Source organism: Methylobacterium sp. 4-46 (assembly GCF_000019365.1).
Lineage (GTDB): Bacteria > Pseudomonadota > Alphaproteobacteria > Rhizobiales > Beijerinckiaceae > Methylobacterium.
The window spans coordinates 4476103-4495481 of the sequence record NC_010511.1 but is presented as its reverse complement, the minus strand read 5'-3'; the positions used below and the strand labels follow the sequence as shown (position 1 = coordinate 4495481).

13 protein-coding genes are annotated in these 19379 nt (G+C 69.5%); all 13 read left to right on the top strand.

From position 1 onward, the window contains the following. The 13 genes from M446_RS19315 (at window position 1) to M446_RS38215 (ending at window position 19290) form a co-directional block, all read left to right on the top strand. A complete protein-coding gene (locus M446_RS19315) occupies window positions 1-2169 on the top strand; it encodes a GumC family protein (RefSeq protein WP_012333784.1) in 2169 nt (722 codons plus the stop codon). Further along, a complete protein-coding gene (locus M446_RS19310; RefSeq protein WP_012333783.1) occupies window positions 2169-3539 on the top strand; it encodes a lipopolysaccharide biosynthesis protein in 1371 nt (456 codons plus the stop codon). Before M446_RS19315 ends, M446_RS19310 begins: the two co-directional genes overlap by 1 nt. Continuing rightward, entirely contained in the window at window positions 3536-5650 is a 2115-nt protein-coding gene (locus tag M446_RS19305) for an alpha-L-arabinofuranosidase (RefSeq protein ID WP_012333782.1), read from the top strand. Before M446_RS19310 ends, M446_RS19305 begins: the two co-directional genes overlap by 4 nt. After that, complete coding sequence (locus M446_RS19300) at window positions 5647-7146, top strand: O-antigen ligase family protein (RefSeq protein ID WP_012333781.1); 1500 nt, start codon at window positions 5647-5649, stop codon at window positions 7144-7146. The genes M446_RS19305 and M446_RS19300 overlap by 4 nt, the downstream gene beginning before the upstream one ends. Beyond that, entirely contained in the window at window positions 7143-8183 is a 1041-nt protein-coding gene (locus M446_RS19295) for a glycosyltransferase family 2 protein (RefSeq protein WP_012333780.1), read from the top strand. Before M446_RS19300 ends, M446_RS19295 begins: the two co-directional genes overlap by 4 nt. A 549-nt stretch (window positions 8184-8732) precedes the next feature. Beyond that, window positions 8733-9701 (top strand): glycosyltransferase, encoded by a 969-nt coding sequence (locus M446_RS19290; RefSeq protein ID WP_012333779.1) that lies wholly within the window; start codon window positions 8733-8735, stop codon window positions 9699-9701. A 4-nt stretch (window positions 9702-9705) separates the two neighbouring features. Beyond that, window positions 9706-10764 carry a glycosyltransferase family 4 protein gene (locus M446_RS19285; protein ID WP_012333778.1) on the top strand — a complete coding sequence of 353 codons (1059 nt, stop codon included), beginning with the start codon at window positions 9706-9708 and terminating at the stop codon, window positions 10762-10764. Beyond that, window positions 10761-11921 (top strand): glycosyltransferase family 4 protein, encoded by a 1161-nt coding sequence (locus tag M446_RS19280; protein ID WP_012333777.1) that lies wholly within the window; start codon window positions 10761-10763, stop codon window positions 11919-11921. The genes M446_RS19285 and M446_RS19280 overlap by 4 nt, the downstream gene beginning before the upstream one ends. Beyond that, window positions 11918-13273: a polysaccharide biosynthesis/export family protein gene (locus tag M446_RS19275; RefSeq protein WP_012333776.1), complete on the top strand. Its 1356-nt coding sequence runs from the start codon at window positions 11918-11920 to the stop codon at window positions 13271-13273. The genes M446_RS19280 and M446_RS19275 overlap by 4 nt, the downstream gene beginning before the upstream one ends. Window positions 13274-14224: 951 nt before the next feature. Continuing rightward, window positions 14225-15181 carry a UDP-glucuronic acid decarboxylase family protein gene (locus M446_RS19270; RefSeq protein WP_012333775.1) on the top strand — a complete coding sequence of 319 codons (957 nt, stop codon included), beginning with the start codon at window positions 14225-14227 and terminating at the stop codon, window positions 15179-15181. A 58-nt stretch (window positions 15182-15239) separates the two neighbouring features. Continuing rightward, window positions 15240-16346, top strand: a complete 1107-nt coding sequence (locus M446_RS19265; protein ID WP_012333774.1) for a GDP-mannose 4,6-dehydratase — start codon at window positions 15240-15242, stop codon at window positions 16344-16346. Between the two features lie 61 nt (window positions 16347-16407). Beyond that, window positions 16408-17727, top strand: a complete 1320-nt coding sequence (locus M446_RS19260) for an IS701 family transposase (RefSeq protein WP_012333773.1) — start codon at window positions 16408-16410, stop codon at window positions 17725-17727. An 849-nt stretch (window positions 17728-18576) separates the two neighbouring features. Then, entirely contained in the window at window positions 18577-19290 is a 714-nt protein-coding gene (locus M446_RS38215) for a BLUF domain-containing protein (protein ID WP_168169167.1), read from the top strand. Window positions 19291-19379: the final 89 nt, after the last annotated feature.

Below are 19379 nucleotides of genomic sequence, written 5' to 3'. Positions count from 1 at the left end.
ATGACCAAGCTCCCATCGGAAACCGGTCTGGCGCCTGCCAGGCCGCACACGGCCTCGGGGGGGAGCGTCCGCGACACGGGCGCGACCCTCCTCTTCGTGGTGTTCAAGTGGCTGCCGCAGATGGCCGCGGTCGTCGGGATCGGGATCCTGTGCGGAGTGGGCTACCTGAGCCTGGTGCGCGGGAACATGTTCCAGGCCAACGCGAAGCTCTACGTTCGCGTCGGCGTCGATCAGACGCCCTCGCCGCTGCTCGGCTCGGACCGCAACGTCACGTTCCTGGCGCAAACCCGCGGTGCCGTGCAGTCGGAGATGGATCTCATGCGCAACGAGGTGCTGGTCTCGCGTCTGATCGCGGACCTGAACCTCGGCGCGCCGGAGGTGCGTCCGGAGCCGACGGGCCTCTACGGTCGCCTGAAGCGCTTCGGCTCCGACCTTTACCAGGGTATGCGCGACGGGGCCGATGCCGTCCTGATCATGGCTGGCCTGAAGACGCCGCTGTCGCGCTCGGCCGCGGTCAGCCAGGTCTTCGCCCAGTCGCTGATCCTCGACAATGCGCCGGGCTCCGACGTCATCTCGGTCAGCCTGCGCTGGCCCGGCGAGGCGCAGGCGGTGCAGCTCCTCGACCGTTTCCTGCAGATCTACACGAACTTTCGCTCGGCGGTGTTCGAGGGAGGCGGCGAGATCGACTTCCTCAGCACCAAGCGCGACGCCGCCAAGGCGGCCGTCGAGGCGGTCGAGGCGGAGATGGCGGTGTTCGAGCGCGAGCACGACACCCGCAATGCGGCGAGCCGGCTGCCCCTTCTGGAGGCCGACCTCGTGGAGGCGCAGCGCGCGCTCGAACGCCAGTCCCTCGAACTGGACTTCGCGCGTCGGCGCTTCGAACGGCTCAGCCGCGTCCTGGTCCGGACGGCCAGCCAGCGCGAGCCGGTGGGCCTCGGAACCTTTCCGCCGAACTCGCCGGCCCTCAGCATGGCGCCCTCGATGGTGGCGCTGCTCGGCGAGCGCGAGCGTCTCCTCGTCAACAACTCGGCCAACGCGCCCGAGGTGAGAGAAGTCGAGGCCAAGCTCGGCGCGCTGACGGTCGTGCTGCTCCGCCAGCTCGAGGCCGAGGTTCAGGATCTCGTCCACGTCGAGGCGGCGGCGCGAGAGCGCGTGGAGAAGGTCTCGACGGCGTTGCGCGAGTTCCAGGATGCGGCGACCGGCTGGAAGTCGCTGGAGCGGCGGCGCGAACTCGCTGAGGCGCGCTACCGCGATGCCGAGAAGCGTCTCGCGGAGGCGCGCGACATCGCCGCTCTCAGGAACGCGCGGCTCTCCAACGTGGTCGTCGTGCAGCCCGCCGCCGCCGAGGGCACGCCCATCGGGCTTCGCAAGCTCTCGATGCTCGGCATCATCACGCTGTGCTCGGGCGTGCTCGCCTGCGGCTGGGCGCTCGTGCGCGAAGTCTTCGACGGACGCCTCTACCGGGGCGAGGAGGCTGCCGCCGCGCTCGGCCTGCCGCTGGTCGGCGAGGTGCCGGCGCGGGAGCGCCCGCTGCAGGTCTGGTCGCCGAGCGATCCCGACTCGGCGGCGCGGGTCGCCCTCGACCGACTCGTCGTCACGGTCAGCGAGCGCCTGCGCGGCGCGCGGCCCACCATCCTGGCGATCGCCGCCGCCGAGGCGGATGAGGGTGCTTCCACCGTCGCCCTCGCGCTCGCTCACGGCATGGCCCGGCGCGGCCGCGTGCCGGTGCGCCTCATCTCGGGCTCGACGAGCCAGGACCTGCTGCACCACGCCCGGGACCTGCGCGTTCGCATGGACCCGTTGCCGTCCTCGCCGGATCTGCCGACCGGCCTGGCCCTGACCGCCGTCGGCGACCGCTTGGTCGTGGCAACCTGGGACGACGCGGAGGCCGCCGCGGCGTTCCTGCGCGACGGCTTCGCGAGCTGCCCAGGCCTGCAAGGGGATGCCAGCCTCGTCATCCTCGACCTGCCGCCGCTGTCCGGCGATGCGGAGGCACCCCTCTGCGCGAGCCGGGCGGATGCGACGCTCCTCGTCGTGCGCGCCGGCCGGCACGGCGCCCAGCGGCACATCGCGGCACTCGAGGCCTTGAGGTGGCTCGGCACGGAGCCGATCGGCATCGTCCTCAACGGCGTGCGCCGCTTCGTTCCCGCTCGCCTGGAGCGAGTCTGATGAGGGCGCTCGGGCTGCCATCGGCCGGAGCCGGGGCGCGCCGCGATCGCGCGGCGTCCCTGCGGCGGCTCGCGAACAGCGTGGCGGGAAGCGGCGTCCTGCTGTTCGGCCTCAAGATCGCCGGCTGCGCGCTCGGCTTGGCGATGCACTTGGCCTTCGCGCGCCTGCTCGGCGCCGCGGCCTACGGCACCTTCGCGACGGCGTTCAACGCCGCCGCCCTGGTCGCCCTGTTCGCCGCCGGCGGCCTGCCGCTCACGGCCTCGCGCTTCCTGCCCGTGTACCTGAGCAATGGCGCGCGTGCGGAGGCCCGGGCCTACCTCGACACCGTCGCCGCGGCGACGGTCGGAGGAGGCTTGCTCGGCAGCGGCATTCTCGCCGCCGCCGCCGCGATGCTGGGCGCGGACGACCCCGGCTTGGCCTGCGCGCTCGCGGCCGCGAGTCCGCTCGTCCTGCTGCTCGCGACCGCGCAGACCGCGACAGCGCTGCTGCAGGCCCTGCATCGTCCCTTCGCGGCCGAAGCGGCCTTCCTCCTGGTGCGCCCGATCGCGGCCACCGGCATGGGCGCGGTGCTCGCGCTGCCGGCATTCGGCCTGCTCGACGCGGTCACGGCCCTGATCGCGGTCAGCCTCGCGAGCCTCGCGGCACTCCTTGCGACCGCGGATGCCCTGCGCCGCGCGATCGCCCGCCATGCGCTCACGGCCCGGGGTCGGCCCAGCCTCGGCGTCTGGGTCCGGCCGGGACTGCTGCTGCTGTTCCTCGTCGGCGGGGCCGCCCTGGCCGAGCGGCTCGACGTCATGGTGGTCTCGGCCTTCGCCGATCCGGAAGCGGCCGGCATCTACAGCGTCGCAGCCCGCTTCGCCGCCCTCATCTCGCTCGGGACCGCCGCCGCGACCGTGCGCGCGCTGCCCATGCTCGCCGAGCAGCTGGGGCGGGGCGATCGGGACGCCGCCGCCCGGACGCTGGCCCAGGCCAGCCGCGCCGCTCTCGCCCTCGCGGCCGCGGCCGGCCTCGGGCTCGCCATCGCCGCCGGCCCGCTTCTCGGGCTGTTCGGGGCGGGGTTCCGCTCCGGCACGACGGCCCTGTGCCTGCTGGCAGCCGCCCACATGGCCCTTGCGGCGGGCGGCGCGGCCTCCACGGCGTTGATCGCCTCGGGCAACGAACGCCGCATCGCGACCGTCACGGGGCTCGGCATCCTCGCCAACGTGACGGCCAACCTGCTGCTCGTGCCGCGGTTCGGGATGACGGGCGCGGCCGCCGCGACCCTGGCGACGATGGCCCTCACGGCATTCGGCCTCACCCTGACGGCCCGGCGGGTGCTCGGCCTCGCCGTCTTCGCCGGCCGGGATCTGCGCGCGGAGGATCAAGCATGAGGCACGTCCGAATCCTCGCGGCCGGCGGCGCCCTGTGCGCCGCGCTGCTCGGCCTCTTCCTGGTCACGGCGCAGCCGGCGCTGGGCCTGCGGCTCGCCAATGCGGATTTCGAACAGGAGGGATCGCCGCCCCCCGGCTGGAGCCAGGACGGCCAGACCGCCGACAAGGGCGAGGTCCGTCAGGTCACGGTCGCGGGTGGGCAGGGCCGCACCCTCGCCCTGTCGCCGAACCGCCGCAATCGCGGCGGCGACAAGCCGCTCGGCCTCGGCCAAGTCATCGAGGCGGCGGATCTCAGCGGCCGGCCGCTCACGCTGCGGGCCCGCCTCGGAGCGGAGGGCGGCGCGGCCGCGGTCGTCGGCGTCGCGTTCCTCGACGGGAGCGGTGCCGACGTCGGAGCGCGCCTCGTCCTGCGCGCCGCCGCCGCGCCGCCCCTGAGCGTGCAATCCATCCGCTCCGACGAGGCCGTCCCGGCAGCGGCCCGGCAGGCGATCGTGTTCCTCGTCGCCGAGGGCCAGGCCGGGACCGCCTATTTCGACGATATCGAGCTCGTGTCGGAGGTGACGCCGGCGGTCGCGCCGGCCCGGGGCCGCCCCGTCGCGGCCCGCGTCTCCCTCGTCCCGGGCGAGGATCTCGGTCCCGTGCGCCGGCATCTGTTCGGCGCCAATGTCGAGTGGATCCGCAACGCGCAGGGGCTGTGGAACCCCGCGACCCGCTCGCTCGACGCGGATATGCTGGCGCTCGCCAAGGCCGCGGGCGTGAGCGTCCTGCGCTTTCCGGGAGGGGGCTGGTCGGACAGCTATGACTGGCGCAACGGCGTCGGTCCCCAGGCGAGCCGGCCGCGCTCCCAGCATGCCCCGGGCGAGCCGGAGGAATCGCCCAACGTCATCGGCACGGACGAGATCATCGAGGCCGCGCGACGGATCGATGCGGACCTGCTGATCACCTTGAACCTCGGCAGCGGCACGCCCGCGCTCGCGGCCGAGTGGGCGCGCTACGTCCGCGCGCGCATCGGCCCTGATGCCCGACCGCGCGTCACCTGGGAGCTCGGCAACGAGCTCTACATGGAGCAGGACATCTCCCGAGGGCAAACCGACCCGCAGACCTATGTGCAGCGCGCCCGCGCGACCATCGCGGCCGTGCGGGCGGTGGATCCCGCGGCGCGCTTCTACGCCATCGGCCTGGAGAATTTCGGGCGCTACCGCTTCAACGCCCATCGGGGCTGGAACGACACGGTGCTGACCGCGCTCGCCGCGGAGATCGATGGGCTGGCGATCCATAACGGCTACGCGCCCCTGCTGCCGGGTCCGGAGGGCGGCAGCGCCGCATCGGTCTACCGGGCCATGCTGGCAGCGCCGGCCAACATGGCGGCGAACCTCGTCACGACGATGCGGCAGCTGCACTCCGTGCAGGCCGGGCGCCGGCTCACGCTGGCCGTCACCGAGTGGGGACCGCTCTTCGCCGTCGATCCGGCCAACCGGTATTTCGACCACGTGAAGACCCTGGGGTCCGGCCTGTACGTGGCGCGGGTCCTCAACGTCCTGCTGCGGACGCCCGGCGTCGCGGAAGCCGAGTTCTTCAAGCTCAGTGACCTGCTGAATGCGGGCTGGATCGGCCGCAAGGTCGGCGGCGGCTACGCGGCGACGCCCGCCCTCGAGGTGCTGCGCCTCTACGCTTCGAACCTGTCGGGCCGCCTGATCGGCACCCGCGTGGACGGCCCGACATTCTCCGGCGGCCCGATCGGCTTCATCGACAGGGTCGACGCTGCCTCCACGGTCGAGGCCGTGGCCTCGCTCACCGAGTCGGGCGAACTCGCCATCCTGCTCTCGAACGCGAGCCTCGAGGCGCCCGCGGAGATCGAGCTCGACCTCGACCGGTCGCGCGCAGGATCGATGGAGATCCTGAGCGGGCCCGCCCCCGACGCAACCCGCGGCACCGGCATGATTTCGGTTCCAGGCCTGTCCTTCGCGCAGACCGCCGATTTCGGCGCCCCGCGCCCGCACGGCCGGGACGAGATCACGCTCGCGACCCGGCCCGTCGCGCCGGGCGCGCGCCTCCGCCTCGTCCTGCCGCCCGTATCGGTCGCGGCGCTTCGCTTGGGGGCGGCCCGATGAGCTTGCGTCTCTCGCCGATCGAGGCCGAAGGCGGCCGCCTGGCGCCGCTCCTGGCGGTCGGGCTGCTCGGGATCGCGAGCGTGCCGCTCGCCGGCTCCCTCGAGACCGTGAGCCCGCGTCTCCTGCTCGTCGGGGTCGCCGGCCTCGCCGCGCTCGCCGCGGTGGTGCTTGCCGGGCTGTTGAGGCCGGTGCTGCTCGCCCTCTTCGTCGTGGCCCTGACCTACAATCGCCAATACTATGACTTCGACTGGCTGCACGGAGACCTCGGCGGCCGTGGCCTGTACTGGTGCCCGGCGGACGTCTGCCTGGTGGGGCTGTTGCTGCTGTGGCCAATAGAGCGGGCGCTGCGCCTGCCGGCGCCACCGCGCCCGACCCGGGGAGGCCCGGTGCTGTGGCTGCTGCCGCTCATCGCGGTGGGGCTGCTCTCGGCGGCCTCCAGCACGGAGCCGCTCGGCAGCACCGTCGAGATCGTCCGCTACCTCAAGCTCGCCCTGCTCCTGCTCTACCTGCAGTACAATCTCGACGCGCGCGGCCTCACGATCATCGTCGCGGCCCTCGCGGCGGTCATTCTCCTGCAAACGCCGATCTCGGTCCTCCAGGCGGCCTTCGCCTCCGGCCAGAACGGCCTCTCGCAGATCTTCCAGTCCAGCGAGCCGGCCGAACTCGCCCGCCGTGCGGCCGGCACCCTCGGGCATCCGAACTACCTCGCCCCCTACCTGCTCCTGATCACGCCGCCCTTCATCGCCGTCGCGCTCGGCTTGCACGGCTCCTGGATCGGCCGGGCGGCCGCACTGGTGGCGCTGTCCGGCACTCTCACGATCTGTCTGACCCAGTCGCGCGGTCCGATCGCTCTCCTGCTCGTCACGACCCTCGTTCTGATCGCCCTGATGACGGCGCGCCGCGCGCTCCGAGCCCTGCGGGCGGTCGGCCTGATCGTGGCGGGTGCGGTGCTCCTCGTCGCCGTGGTGGCCCCGCTCGCCCCTGCGATCGAGAAGCGGCTCTCGGGCGATTTCGGGGCCTCGGTGGATTTCCGGGCTGCGTACAACGATGCCGCAACGCGCATGTGGGAGTCCAGCCCCATACTCGGCGTCGGACCGAACAATTTCGGCCTGGAGATCCGGCATTATTCCCCGGATCTCTACGTGCTCATGGCCCTCGACGCGCTCTCGAGCAACGAATCCCGCAACAAGGTCCATCTCCGCAGCACCGCGCCCGTCCATAATGTCTACCTGCTCGTGCTGTCCGAGCTTGGACTTCTCGGCCTGATCGGCTTCGTGCTGTTCCTGCTGCGCGGTCTCGTGCTGGCTTGGCGGGCCTCGGCGGCCTCGTCCCAGGTGACGGGTCTGTTCGCGCTTGGATTGTTCTGCGGTATCATCGCCGAGTACGTGCAGCAGCTGATCGATTACTCGCTGCTCTGGGATCCCTTGCTGTTCACCATCACCCTGCTGATGGGTGTCATGCACGCGATCGTCGCCACTCAGGAGGCTCACCCGTGACGGCATCGGATGTCACCGTCGTCGTTCCGACCTTCAATCGCGGCCGGGATCTCCCCGCAACGCTCGCGGCCCTGGCGGCACAGACGCGGCGGCCGCGCGCCGTGGTGGTCGTCGACAATAGTTCCACGGACGACACCCGCGCGGTGGTCGGCGGATGGGGTCCGGCCCTCGCAGCCGTGGGCATCGCCTTGCACTACCGCTGCAAGGCCCCCGAGGGTCCGGCCGCGGCGCGCAACCTGGGCTGGCGCGAGGCGGACACCGCCGCGGTCGCGTTCGTGGACAGCGACGTGTCGCTCGACCCGGGCTGGCTCGCAGCCTGCGGCGCGGCCCTGGACGCCGATCAGGACATCGGGGCCGTGGGAGGGAAGGTCGTCTACGCGCACAGGCCGGACCTGCTGAACGGGTATGGCGGCGCCCTCGGGCCGCTCGGTCTCGCGTGGGATGCGCTCGAAGGGGAGCCCGCGACCGCGGCGACGCGCGCCCGCGACGTGCTGTGGACGAACTGCTCGGCGCTGCTCGTCCGGCGCAAGGCCCTCGCGGAGATCGACGGGTTCGACGAGGCCTTCTTCTACGGCTACGAGGATTCCGATCTCGGCTGGCGGCTCACGCTCGGCGGGTGGCGCGTCCGCGTCGTGCCCGAGGCCGTCGTCCACCACCGGGTTGGCAGCGCCATCGGGCGCGCGGCCGAGACCATCGTGTTTCACGCCGCCAAGAACCGGCTTCGGTCCGTTCTGGTGAACTGGGGTGCGGCCCGCCTGCTGCGCCATGGTCCTCCGGCCTTGGCCTACAGCCTCGCGGACGCCGTCCTGCGCGCGCCCCGCGGGCCCAAGCTGCGGGCGCTGCTCTGGACGTTGCGCCATCTCCCCGACACCCTCGCGCGGCGCCGGATGGTTCAGGCGAGCCGCCGTGTCGACGACCGCGGGATCCGCGCCCTGATGGACCGTCGCGCGTTTCCGAAGCGCCGCCTGGGAGGGCTGCGCCGCCGGGCAGCCGACGTCGCAGCGCCGCCGATCCTCGGCGCGGACGACCGCGTCTGATCCGGGATCCGCCTGATCGAAGCGGATCCCGGATCCCAAGCCCGCGCGGCGCCTGAGCGACGCCGACATCCGCATGGCCGAAATGGGAGAGGGCGAGGCCGTCAACCGGATGTCGCATGATGGGAACCCCCGTGAGGCAGGCGTCCAGGAACCGCCACCGGACGGACCGGCCGTCTTCGCTTCCGGCATCCGGCCGAACCTGTTCCTCTCGTGTTCGGCAGGGCCCCGCCGACGATGGCCGGGAGCCGGTGCGCCCCATCATCGGCGGCCGACATCGCGCGGGCAGTCGGCGCGTGACGTCCGCCCACGAACGGCCCCGGAATGGGAGCGCGGCATCCTGATCGGGCCGCCCGGCCAGCCCGTCGAGCCTCCCGCATTTCGTTCGCGCCTCGCCGCCATCTGCAGTGCGGATGATCCTTTTTAGTACGGCTGCTCCGAAAGCCGATGATATTGTCGTCAATGTCATCGATCCCGAGGCACAAGCCGTTTTCGCTGCGCGAATACGCTGTGTGTCACCATCGTTTCGCGCGAACATGCGGTGCTGTTCGGATGAATTTCGCTGAATTCCCGTTTGTCAGTGTGGTCGTCCCGACGCGCAGGCGCCGCGAGATGGTCGTGCGTCTGATCGGATCCCTGCTTCGCCAGGATTACCCGGCCGACCGGTACGAGATCATCGTCGTTCACAATTTCACCGATGACGGCACCGAGGAGGCGATCCGCGCCCTCGTCGAGCAGGGCGGCCTGCCGGTCCTGAGCTACCACCGCAAGGCCTTCTCGTCGCCCACGCCATCGCGCCAGTTCGGGGCCGAGATCGGGCGGGGCTCGATCATCGCCTTCATCGACGACGATTGCGAGGCGACGCGCGGCTGGATCCGGGCCGGCGTCGCCGCCATGACGACCGGGACGGGTCTCGTCCAGGGACGCACGCTGCCTCGGCCGGATCAACCGCGGCACTTCTTCGAGAAGACCGTGACGGTGACGGCGCCGACGCCGTACTTCGAAACCTGCAACATCTTCTACCGTCGCGAAGCCTTCTTCGGGGTCGGTGGATTTTCGACGGAATTCCTCGACCGCTTCTGGGGCGAGGACACGGATCTCGGCTGGAAGGTCGTGCAGTCCGGCTGGGCGCGCGCCTTCGCGTCCGACGCGCTCGTGCACCACGAGGTCTTCCGCCAGACGCTGCTGGCGTGGCACCGGGAGGCACTGAACCTTCGGGTCTGGCCCCTCCTGGTGCGGCTCCGGCCGGCGATCCGGCAGGACCTCTATTGCGGCTACTTCGTCAGCCGCCAGTCAGCCGCCTTCGCACTGGCCGTCGGCGCCGCCGCCGGGGCCGCGCTGCTGCATCCGGTGCTGCTGCTGGCCGCCCTGCCCTATCCCTGGATCCGGACGCTGGAGAGCGGACGGTACCGGAATCCGCTCGCGATCGCCGCGCGGATCGTGGTCGGGCTGCCCCGGGCGGCCCTGATCTTCGGCGCCCTCGCGTACGGCTCGATCCGTCACCGTTGCCTGGTGCTGTGAGACGATGCGCGTCCTGCTCGCCCATGAACGCTATCTGCCCGATTCCGGCGGCGGCGGTGAGGTTCTGGCCCACCGGCGCGCCCTTCATCTGCGCGCGCGCGGCATCGAGGTCCAGGTGATCTGCGCGGGCGATCCGGCGCTGGGCGACCACGAGGGCGTGCCGACGCGGCGCCTGCCGCTGTGCCGCCGGGCCCTGCCCTTCGGGCTTCCGGCCTTCATCGAGGCCGCGCGCTCGGCCGACCTCGTGCACGCCTTCACCTACCACGCGATGCTGCCGGCCTTCGTGGCGGCGCGGCTGACCGGCCGTCCTCTCGTCTGCGAGTACATGGCGTTGTTCGGCCGCGCATGGTCGGTCATGCGCTCCGAGCCGGTCGCGCTGGGCTATCGTGCGGTCGAGCGCCTGCTCGTGGCACTCCCGGCGCAGGGCCGCATCTTCCTCAGCGAGGACTCCCTCGCCCTCGCGCGGGGGAAGCCGGGCGACCGCGTCGTGCTGGCCCCGCCCGGTGTCGATCCAGCCTTCTTCGAGGAGGCATCGCCCGAACCGAAAGGGGATTTCGTGCTGTTCGCCGGCAAGTTCGAGGCCCGCAAGGGGGTCGCCGAACTGCTCGCGGTCGCCCGGGCCTGCCCGCATATCCGCTTCGTTGCCGTCGGCTGGGGCGGGGACATCGCGGCGCTGCGGGCGGCGGCACCGGAGAACCTCACCGTGCACGAGAGCCGCGGTGACCGCTACCGGCACCTGCTCCGTCAAGCGCGGATCTTCTTCTTTCCCTCGCACGCCGAGACCTTCGGGATCGTCGTCGCCGAAGCGATGGCCAGCGGCTGCGCCGTCATCGGGACCACCGGACAGGGCGCGGAAGGCGTCCGGGTCGAGGCGGGGGACGCGGCCGGCATGGTCGCGGCCGTGCAGCGTCTCTGGGACGACCGCGACCTCTGCCTCGCCCTCGGCGCCCGCAACCGCGAGCGTGCCCGCGCCTACGACTGGGAGCGCAGCGGCGACGTGGTCCTCGGCCTGTACCGAACACTTCTCGCCCACAGGCTGCCCTACCCGGAGGCACCGCGATGAGAGTTGCTGTCTATTATCCCTGGGTCTACCTGCGCAGCGGGATCGAGCGGGCGCTGATCGAGATCAAGCGGCGAAGCCGCCATGAGATCCGCATCTACACCAACCACTTCGATCCACGCGGAACCTTCCCGGAACTCGACGGGATGGGCGTCACGGAACTGTCCCGGGTCTCGGTCGAGCGGACCTACTCGGCGGTCACCGCGGCCGCGCTGTCGATCGTCCGGACCCGCCTCGATCCGGCGGAGCACGATGCGGTTCTCGTCTGCTGCGATGGTCTCGGCCCGCTCCTGACCTTCGCGAACCGCCGCAAGCCCGTGGTCAACCTGTGCTTCACGCCGCTGCGGGCGACCTACGATGAGGTCTATCGCGATCGCCTGCTGGCGCGCGGCGGTCCGGCCCGCCCCGTGAAGCGGGCGGCCGAGACGGTGTTCCGCCTCGTCGATCGCATGGCGTGGCGCAACTTCGACGAGGTCATCTGCATCGCCGACACCGTCCGGCGGCGCGTCGCGGACAATCGTCTCTTTCCGGAATCCAAGATCCACCTCGCCTATCCGGGCGTCGAGCCGAGGCTCGCGGTGCCCGAAGGCGCCTCCGAGCCGATGTTCCTGCTCCCCGGCCGCATCATGTGGACGAAGAACATCGAGCTCGCCATCGACGGATTCCGCCAGTTCCTGAGCGACGCACCGCCCGCGCTGCAGCGATTCCGCCTGCACATTGCCGGCATGGTCGACGCCAAGAGCCGTCCGTACTTCGCACAGCTGCAGGAACTGGCCGGCGGCGACGAGCGGATCGTGTTCGAGACGGTGGTGTCGGACGAGCGCATGCGCGCCCTCTACACGCAGGCCTGGGCGGTCCTCGCCCCGGCCTTCAACGAGGATTTCGGACTGACGCCGGTCGAGGCGATGGCCCATGGGCGGCCCGTGCTCGCCTGCAACCGGGGCGGCCTGCGCGAGACCGTGCTGGACGGCGTCACAGGTCTGCTGGTGGAACCCGAGCCCGCCGCCTTCGCGGCCGGCCTGCGCCGCATCGCGCAGGACGCGGATCTGGCCCGGCAGTTGGGCGCGCAAGGGCCCGCACGCGCGGCCGCTTTCACGTGGCCGCGCTTCGTCCAAACGATCGATGCCGTCCTCGACGGCGCACAACGGAGGTCGGTATGAAGCGTCTTCTCGCAGGTCTCGCACTCGCCGCTGTCCTGAGCCTGCCCGCCAGCGCGGATTCGTTCCGGCTCGGGCCGGAGGACCGGGTCGACGTGCGCGTGTTCGGCCGGCCGGACATGTCCCTGGCGCTCAAGGTGGATGGCGACGGAAACCTGCGCCTTCCCCTCGTCGGCAGCGTCGGCGCGTCCGGCCAGACGATCGACGAAGTGGAGGCCCGCCTCATCGCGGCCTGCCGCGAGCGGGCCGGCATCCTTGAGCCGCGCGTCACCGTGACGGTCCTGGAGACGGCTCCGATCTTCGTCGGCGGCGCTGTCCAGAACCCGGGCCGCTACGCCTGGGCGACCGACTTGACGGCGGCGAAGGCCTACGTGCTCGCCGGCGGCGCCCCACGCCTGCTCGAGAATGGCGGCCCGCTCCTGGTCTTCGAGGCCTACCGGGCGGTCGAGCAGGAGGAGCAGACGCAGAGCCGCTTGGCCGCGGCGATCCTCCGGCGGGCCAGGCTCAGCGCCGAAGCCGCGTCCGCACCGAGCTTCGACGTGCCGGAAGGCTGGGCCGAAGGCCTGAAGCCGGCCCAGGCCGAGGTGCTTCTCACGCGCGAGATGCACCTGTTCGCCAAGCGCCGCGAGGCGATGACCGGCGAGATCAAGAACCTCAAGCGGCAGTCCCAGATCCTGGTCGAGCAGGAGGCCGCGCTCAAGGCGAGCCTCGCCAAGAAGGGCCTGCAGCTCACCATGCTGCAGCAGGAGCTGGCGGCCATCGGCGGGGATTCCGAGACCGCCCGCTTGGTGCCGGTCACGCGGCTGCTCGCGCTCAAGCGCTCGATCATCGACATCGAGAACGATCAGCGGGAGATCGAGCGCCGGATCTCGGAAACGAAGCTCCAGGGTGCGATCGCCGAGCAGACCTCGGCGAACCTTGAGAATTCCCGCACCATCGAGGCCTCCGGGCAGCTCGCCGAGGTCGAGCGTGAGCTGGTCAGCCTGCGCGAAAGCCTGCTCCCGATCCGCCGCCGCGCCGAGGTGGGACGCACGGCTGTCAGCGCCTCGGAAGCGCGCGGCGGGCGGGCGCGCGTCCCGGTCTTCACGATCCGCCGCGAGACGGGCGGCACGGTGCAGGTCCTGCAGGCGGACGCGGATACGCGACTGATGCCGCGCGATCTCGTGCAGATCGCGGCCGAGCCGGTGCCGAGCGCGGATGCCGAGCGGGTTGCCGAGACGCGGGCCGGAAACGCCCAGGCCGCGCCTCCCCGCGCGCCCGCCGCGCCGGCGCCCAAATCCCCGTCGCCCGCGGGCGTCGGCGCGCCCATCAAGGGCGACATCGCGGCGGCCCTCCGCCCGGCAGGCTCGCGATAAGGCCGATGCGGCGAGCCGGCGGGCGGGTCTCCGAGCGGACACGCGCCCGCCGGACCCGCACCGGCCCGCCGGGCCCCGATCGGGGACGGTGCCGCCCGCCGGACCGGTCGCGTCGTGCTCAGGCCGAGCCGGCACACCCGCTCGCTGCTGGATCCAGCCTGCGACGGCCCGGTCGGGGTTCGGAGCGCCCGTCGCGCGGGCGCGGCGCCTCGCCGGCAGAAGCCCGGCGGGCCTTGCCGGAGCGACGGAGCATCCGCCGGACGATCCGATCGCCGGCTCGGGGCGGTCCCGGCGCGGCCTGCGCATCTGGCCCGGATTCCCTTCGCCGGCCGATCGGACGGCGTGCGGCTGCATGAACCACCGGCTCGGCAGATCACCCCTGCAACTCGCCTGACATGCTGCGCTCCGTCGAAGCAGATGGCGGCCGCCCTCGGCCGCCTTTTTCGCCGTATACTGGATTGTCCGCCGTCGGCGATTGCTTGAAGCGGCTTGAAAACCGAGATTATCGCATCACGAATACAAAAAATTTGGCGGCGACGAGTTCGTTCGCCGGTCATGGTGGCGTCTACACGGCAGGTGGCCGAGATGCCATTCGGCCCGAAGCAAGCAGACGAAACCGTGCCGGCACTTCCGGTGCGTGACACGCGGCAGGGTCGCGGCCCCGCGACGGCAGGGCCGGGAAGCGCCCTGCCGGGTACGGGCCCGATCGTCGGCGCGAGGCGTGTCGAGTCCGGACGAGCGACGGCGGGCAGCCCACGGGCCACGCCGCGGTGCGACGCCGGATCCCCGTACGGGTGATCCCGTGGCGCGACCGCGCTTCATGGGGGTGAGATCGCCGCTGACTCGCAGGGATCGGCAGCGTCATCGATCAAGGTCATGCCAGTCGATGGCGGCCTGGATCGTCCTGAAACCGGATCTGCAGGATCCTGAGATGAACGGGAAATCGAGACCATGACATCGCATCGACGCATCAAGAGCATCCTGGTGACCGGAGGCGCCGGCTTTCTCGGCTCTCATCTCTGTGAAAGTCTGATCGAGCAAGGCCACGAGGTCCTCTGCGTCGATAACTTCTTCACGGGAGCCCGTCAGAACGTCGAGCACCTCTTGAAGAATCCCAGGTTCGAGCTGCTGCGCCACGACATCACATCCCCACTCTATGTGGAAGTGGACGAGATCTACAATCTCGCATGTCCGGCATCCCCGGTGCACTACCAGTTCGATCCCGTCCAGACCACCAAGACGAGCGTCCTTGGAACGATCAATGTCCTGGGGCTCGCCAAGCGCGTGAAGGCGAAGGTGCTGCAGGCATCAACGTCCGAGGTCTACGGCGATCCCGAGATGCACCCGCAAGCCGAGCACTACTGGGGCCGGGTCAATCCCATCGGCCCTCGTTCCTGCTACGACGAGGGCAAGCGCTGCGCCGAGACGCTGTTCTTCGACTATCATCGTCAGCACGGGCTGCCGATCAAGGTCGCTCGCATCTTCAACACCTACGGCCCGCGCATGCATCCGGACGACGGCCGTGTCGTCTCCAACTTCGTCGTCCAGGCACTCAGCAACAAGGACATCACTTTGTATGGTGATGGCCGCCAAACCCGATCCTTCTGCTACGTTGACGACCTCGTTCAAGGCCTGATCGCGTTGATGGAGACGGACTCCACGGTGACAGGGCCGATCAATCTCGGCAACCCTGGTGAGTTTACGGTCCGGGATCTTGCCGAACTGGTTGTCGAACTGACAGGATCGCGCTCCGAGATCGTCCGCAGGCCGCTTCCGCAGGACGACCCGCGCCAGCGCAAACCGGACATCGATCGCGCCAAGAAGGTCCTCGGCTGGCAACCAACGATCGATCTCCGCGAAGGCCTCATCCGCACCATCGAGTATTTTCGCAAGCAGCTCGATGCATGATCGAATTTGTTAAGCTAAATCATCACATCAAACATGTTGTCGGACGGATAATTAAGCGATGAAATCGGCTCTCATCACTGGAATTACCGGACAGGACGGTGCCTATCTGGCTCAGTTTTTGCTGAGCAAGGGTTACACCGTCTATGGCGTGACCAGACGTTCGAGCGCGCAGGATCGATGCTCTCAGCGTCTCGCATGGCTCGGCATCGCCGATCGCGTTCACTGCATCGACGGCGACATCTCCGACCTGTCGAGCCTGATCCGCGTCGTGCGCAGCGTCCAGCCCACCGAGATCTACAATCTCGCAGCGCAGTCCTTCGTCAACACCTCGTGGATGCAACCTGTGCTCACCGGTATGATCACCGGTCTCGGCTGCGCGAACGTTCTCGAAGCGGTGCGACTCGCCGCACCCGATGCGCGCTTCTATCAGGCATCGTCATCGGAAATGTTCGGTCGCATCCAGCAGCCGGTGCAGTGCGAGACGACCCCGTTCTACCCCCGCTCGCCGTACGGGGCTGCCAAGCTCTACGCGCACTGGATGACCATCAACTACCGTGAGAGCTTCGGTCTGCATGCCTCGACCGGCATCCTATTCAATCACGAGAGCCCGTTGCGGGGGATCGAATTCGTCACGCGCAAGGTCAGCGACGGCGTGGCACGAATCAAGCTCGGAATGGCGCGTGACCTGAGGCTGGGCAACATCGACGCCAGACGCGACTGGGGTCACGCCCGGGACTACGTCCGAGCGATGTGGCTGATGCTGCAGCAGGACGCGCCGGATGATTACGTCGTGGCGACGGGACGCTCGGTGACGGTCCGGGAGATGTGCGAGATCGCTTTCGACCACGTGGGTCTGTCGTTGAGCGACCATCTGGTGATCGATCCCGATCTCTTCCGGCCCGCCGAGGTCGATGTCCTGATCGGCGATGCCGCGAAGGCGCGACGGGTGCTGGGCTGGGAACCGACGGTGAGCTTGGAGGAGATGGTGCGCGAGATGGTCGATGCCGATCTTCACCGGCACTCTCGCGACGGGAGCCGGCCCCGGCCCGCGCGCAGACCGGTGACGCGAGATCCGCGCGCCTCGCTGTCGCTGCGCAAGGGTCCCACGGGTTCACGGGCGCGTCGACCGCACATTGCCACCACCAGTTGTATGCCGAACGACTGATGCGACTGCGTCACGAGTTTGGGCCGTATGGTCGCGCTTCGATCTCGTGCAGGAGCGAGATATGGATCCCCTGAACACTGTCCTGGCTGGCCAGCCGCGCTTCGGCGCCTACGTCGGCACCCTCTCGGACGTCCTTGGCCATGCGGACCGGATCGCGCCGCTCAAGGCCTACTGCACCGGTCTCCTCCTGCCGGGCACGCGCAAGAGCATCGCGCCGATGGCGGCCCAGATCGCCCCCGCCCGCGTTCAGGCCACCCATCAGGTGCTGCACCACTTCGTGGCTAATGGTGAGTGGTCCGACGCCGCGTTGCTGGCTCGGGTCCGCGCCGTGGTTCTGCCCGTCATCGAGAGCCGGGGCCCGATCCAGGCCTGGATCGTCGAGGATACCGGCTTTCCCAGGAAGGGCCGGCACTCGGTCGGCGTGGGCCGGCAATCCTGCGGCCAGGTCGGCAAACAGGATGACTGCCAAGTTGCCGTGACGCTCTCGCTGGCCAACGGCCAGGCCAGCCTGCCGATCGCCTACCGCCTCTACCTGCCGGAAGCGTGGGCTCACGATGCGCAGCGGCGCATGAAGGCCGGCGTGCCTCAGGAGATCGGCTTCCAGACCAAGCCGGAGATCGCCCTGGATCAGATCCGGGCCGCACGGGCCGAGCGTGTGCCGCCCGGTCTCGTCCTGGCCGACGCCGGATACGGGAGCGATGCGGCGTTCCGCACGGCCCTGACGGCGTTGGGATTGCGCTACAGCCTCGGCATTGCCGCTTCGACCGGCCTGTGGCCGCCCGGAACGGCGCCCTTGCCGCCCGAGCCCTGGAGCGGGCGTGGTCGGCCGCCGACCCGGATGCGGCGCAGCCCCGATCACGAGCCGCTCTCGGCCGAGACGCTGGCACGCGCGCTGCCGGACGCGGCCTGGCAGGAGGTCAGGTGGCGTGCGGGCACGAACGGACTCTCGGCGTCGCGCTTCGCGGCGGTGCGGGTGCGCCCGGCGCATCGCGACGAGCAGCGACGCGGGCCTGGTCCCGAGGAGTGGGTCCTGATCGAGTGGCCGGACGGCGAGGATGCACCGACGCAGTACTGGATCTCGACCCTGCCGGCCGAGACGTCCCTGGCCGAGCTCGTCAGCCGGACGAAGCTGCGCTGGCGCATCGAGCGGGACTACACGGAACTGAAGCAGGAGATCGGGCTCGGTCACTACGAGGGGCGGGGCTGGCGCGGCTTTCATCACCATGCCAGCTTGTGCATTGCCGCGTACGGGTTCCTGGTCTGCGAACGGGGCCGGTTCTCCCCCGCGGGACCCGAGCTCGCCAGGCTCCACACGCCCGACCGACCCGCAGGTGACAGATCCCGCGGCACCCCCGACCCGGCCCGCGCGTCGTGGGCCTGATTCCGTCGCGAGCCGACGCCGGAGACTGGCGCATGCGCCGGTGCAATCGCGTCAGCGATGTCCCTGCTGCCACCGCGGATGCATGATCCGGGATCCGCTTGATCGCAGCGGATCCCGGATCCCAAGCCTGCGCGGCGCCTGAGCGAAGCCCAAAACCGCCATCCCGAAGGGATCAAGCGGATTTGGTATGACACGGTCGGACGAGCTGTCCTCGTCTTGATGATCCTGCGCGAGGCTGTCTCGGCCTCGTGCGCCTGCGAGTGCTTCAGCGGCAGGCCGGACGGCTGCCACGATGCCGCCGTAGCCCGTGCACCGGATCGTGATAAGCTCATACACTGCGTACAGATGCTGGCGGGCGTGACGGTCTCTGGCCACGAGCGAAGGTCCGAAAGTGGAGGATCGTGTTGAAAAACTCAGAGGCGACGCCTGACGCCTCGCCCTATGCCTCGCTGCGCGGAAGAAGTTCCTCTTTCCGACTCCCCATACGCCGACTTGCATCGGGTTGCGCGCGTCCGCGCGGAAGGCTCTTCTCCGCGCGGCCTGGTGTGGAGCACCGCATCGGCCGCTTCCCGAGTTTTTCAACACGATCGGCGCATCTCGAACCTTCCGAGAAGCCGCTTCGAAGCCTTCCCTTCTCCGAGTCCTCGGCTCACGGCCCACGCCGGGGCTGCACTCGCCAGTCAGCAATATAGCGATCTTCACGGCAACGACTTGACTGCGCCGTGGCAGCAGGCGATGCCCCGTGCGGTGAGATTTCGCCCGCGTTTACAGGTGTCTAGCCAACGTGCGTGTGTTGCGTTCGTCGGCGTCTGTGTACTAGATAGCGGACGAAACGATCGGGGCGCCCGCATGCGCGATGCCCGCAAGATGGGACAATCTCTGCCACTCATTGCCCATCTGGCAGAGGAACTGGCCTTCGCGCTGGCAGGCGAACTCGTCGCCGAAAACTACAAGCGGCCGAGCACAGCCCTCAGGCGGTTGGCGGACGCCAAGGCTCTCCTGGATCACTACGGCTACCCGGCTGGGCCGATGCTCGCCGAAACGGTCGAGATCGCCATCACGCAAGGCAGCGTGCTCCCTCACGGGCCGGAAGCCCGCGTCACGAAAACCACATCGGGCGTGTCGCCGTACAACTTCGAAGAGAGGTTCAAAACGCAGGTTTGGACATCCGAGGTATGTGTGCTTTATGTCAGCCGTAGATTGGCCACCGACACAGACATTCATGACATTGTCGAGAAATCTTTGAGTCGAAATCCGAATGTTGGGATCACCGGTGCACTTGTTTCTTCAAAATCTCATTTTGCGCAGTATTTGGAAGGTCATCCCTCGGCAGTAAGACAGCTAATGGACAACATCGAGCACGATAGTCGGCACGCAGACGTGACCACTTTTCTGGTCGCGAGCTTGCCGAAGCGCCGGTTCGGCAGTTGGTCACTGGCCTACTCGGGCGCCTCAAAGTACGTAGACCAGCACATGAAGTCATTGATCGAGGCAGCATCGCCTGCCACAGAGGAACAGCAGATAATGTTATTATTGGCATTGATGGAGAAGTCCATCAAATAATACGATTTTGATACACTCATATACTCGAACCAATGCCCAGAATGCTCCTAACTTTTCGCCGCTTCAGCGAGAAATCCGTGAGGCGGCGC